3 protein-coding genes are annotated in these 2,555 nt (G+C 63.7%); 2 read left to right on the plus strand and 1 reads right to left on the minus strand.

Annotated features, from left to right (window positions below; genetic code table 11):
• On the minus strand, positions 1 to 406 hold a 406-nt coding region (locus tag EOA22_RS30535), incomplete at its 3' end, for a DeoR family transcriptional regulator (RefSeq protein ID WP_164756042.1).
• Positions 407 to 572: 166 nt separating this feature from the next.
• On the opposite strand from EOA22_RS30535, the gene EOA22_RS30540 reads away from it, so the two are divergent.
• Together EOA22_RS30540 and EOA22_RS30545 are read left to right on the plus strand one after the other, a co-directional pair.
• Positions 573 to 1,373: an SDR family NAD(P)-dependent oxidoreductase gene (locus EOA22_RS30540; protein WP_024502263.1), complete on the plus strand. Its 801-nt coding sequence runs from the start codon at positions 573 to 575 to the stop codon at positions 1,371 to 1,373.
• A gap of 175 nt (positions 1,374 to 1,548) precedes the next feature.
• Positions 1,549 to 2,555: ATP-binding cassette domain-containing protein (locus EOA22_RS30545; protein ID WP_127287704.1), on the plus strand; the 1,007-nt coding region annotated here is incomplete at its 3' end.

Genomic DNA, 2,555 nt, shown 5'->3' on the forward strand with positions numbered 1-2,555 from the left:
TCAGATAGGTGGTGGTGCCGACATCCAAAGCGATCGTGCGGTATCCCGAAACCAGCGCGGCCGCGGCCGCGGCAATCGCGGCCTTCGGGTCGCGGCGCTGGCGCAAGCGCGAATCGAAACTCGGCTCTTCGCTGTCCATGGCGACCAGCGGCGGGTTGTCGGCCTCGATCGCGCCGCCATGGATTCGGACCAGCCTACCCTCGCGTTCCAGTTCGACGAGATCGCGGCGGATCGTCATGTCGGAAACGGCAAGTTCGGCCGCTGCCGCGGCGACGGTGAGCGACCCCGTCCGGCGCAGCAAAGCCAGGATGCGTGCCTGCCGGTCGTGCGCGAGAAGGCGCTGACGATCGGCGTCGCGCGGTGCGCCATGCGGCGATGTCTCAGGAAGGGTGGTGTCGTCTGCCATCGATGTATCCGGTGGGTAAGCCGCCGACGAAGCGGTCTGCTGATCTTCACACTACCGCATGATCAAACATTTTCAAACAAAAATATGTTTGCAGTGTTCGATTTTATTGGTATGCATCTCGATATCAACAAAATGCGTTCCGCCATCAAGCAGAGAGAATACGACCATGCCGGCTGTCTCCGTCACGCCTCCCGTGCTTGCCGAACTCGCGGGCAAGCGAGCCTTCGTGACGGGCGGTGGCGCGGGGATCGGCCGGGCGATCGCGACCGCCCTGACGCGGCAGGGCGTCGCCGTGGCGATCGGCGATCTGGATCCCAAGGCGGCACGTCAGGCGGCTGAGGAAATTGGTGGCGGTGCCGCCGCCGTCACGGTCGATGTCCGCCGCCGCGATTCCGTCGAGGCGGCCTTCTCCACCGTACTGGAAGCGCTTGGCGGCTGCGACATCCTGATCGCCAATGCCGGCGTGTCCACCATGCAGCACGCGCTCGATCTGACCGACGAAGAGTGGGACTTCAACTTTTCGGTCAATGCCCGCGGTGTATTCCTGGCAAATCAGATCGCTGGACGGCATTTTGTCAAGCAGGGCACGGGCTGCATCGTCAACACCGCCTCGCTTGCCGCGAAGGTCGGTGCGCCGCTCCTGGCGCATTATTCGGCATCCAAGTTCGCCGTGCTCGGCTGGACGCAGGCCTTTGCCCGCGAGCTCGCGCCCAAGGGGATACGCGTTAATGCCGTCTGTCCGGGGTTCGTCAAGACCGGCATGCAATCGCGCGAAGTCGAGTGGGAGGCGCATCTGCGGCAAGTCACGCCCGAACGGGTGGTCGCCGACTATATTGCGCAGACGCCGCTCGGCCGGCTCGAGCTGCCGGAGGATGTCGCCGACGTCGTCGTGTTCCTCTGCTCGGATCAAGCCCGCTTCATGACCGGCCAGGGCGTCAACGTGACCGGCGGCGTCTACATGACCTGACGGCCTTTCGGCGGCTGTAGCCGGATCCTGATGCGGGCACGCGCCTATCCAAAAAAGTGAACACATATGATCAGAAGTTAGGCTTTTAATGTTATATTTTGTTCTCTAAGATGACCGTTCGCTCGACTTCGGCCTTCGGCGTCAGCCGGGTCAGACGGGTTCATGAGGAAAGTCTATGGCGTCTATCGAGCTCGATCGCGTTTCCAAGCTCTACGGCAATGGCAATTACGGGGTGCATGAGGTCGATCTCACCATTCCCGATGGTGAATTCGTGATCTTTCTCGGTCCGTCGGGATGCGGCAAGTCGACGACGCTGCGGATGATTGCCGGTCTGGAGAGTATCTCCTCCGGCGATCTCCGCATCGGTGGCAAGAGCGTCGCCAATGTCGCCCCGCGCGACCGAAACGTCGCCGTGGTGTTCCAGAGCTACGCGCTCTATCCGCATATGTCGGTGCGGCAGAATATGGCCTTCGGGCTGAAGATGCGCGGCACCGACGCGGCGGTCATCGATGCCAAGATTGCAGACGCCGCTAACCTGCTCGGTCTGCAGAATCTTCTCGGCCGCAAGCCGGCAGCGCTTTCGGGTGGCCAGCGGCAGCGTGTCGCGCTCGGCCGGGCGATCGTTCGCGAACCGGCGGCCTTCCTGCTTGACGAACCGCTGTCCAATCTCGATGCGCAACTGCGTGCCGAGATGCGGCTCGAACTCGTGAAGCTGCACCGGCGCCTCGGCCGCACCATCGTCCATGTCACCCACGACCAGGTCGAGGCGATGACCATGGGCGATCGCATATGCATCATGCGCGATGGTCGCCTGATCCAGGCCGGCCGGCCGCTTGAAGTCTATGCCGACCCGGTCAACACCTTCGTCGCACGCTTCCTGGCGACGCCGCCGATGAACCTCATTCCGGCCACGCTTCAGGCCGCACCTGGCGAAGGGCTCTCCGTCCTGACCGACAGCGGTGCCGTGCTTGCCGTCCCCGCCCGCCACCGCAACGCTTATGGCGAGCGTGCCGGGCGCCGCGTCATTCTGGGCGTGCGGGCCGAGGATTTCCACGAAAGCCCCGACAAGCCGGACTGGCAGAAGATTGCCGTACGGGTCGTGGCCGTCGAGGCTCTCGGCGCCGAGAACGTCCTGATCGGCCAGATTGCCGGTCACGCCACCGGCAGGGATGATGCTCACCC

Origin of the sequence: Mesorhizobium sp. M7A.F.Ca.US.014.04.1.1 (assembly GCF_003998745.1) — a bacterium.
Lineage (GTDB): Bacteria > Pseudomonadota > Alphaproteobacteria > Rhizobiales > Rhizobiaceae > Mesorhizobium > Mesorhizobium ciceri.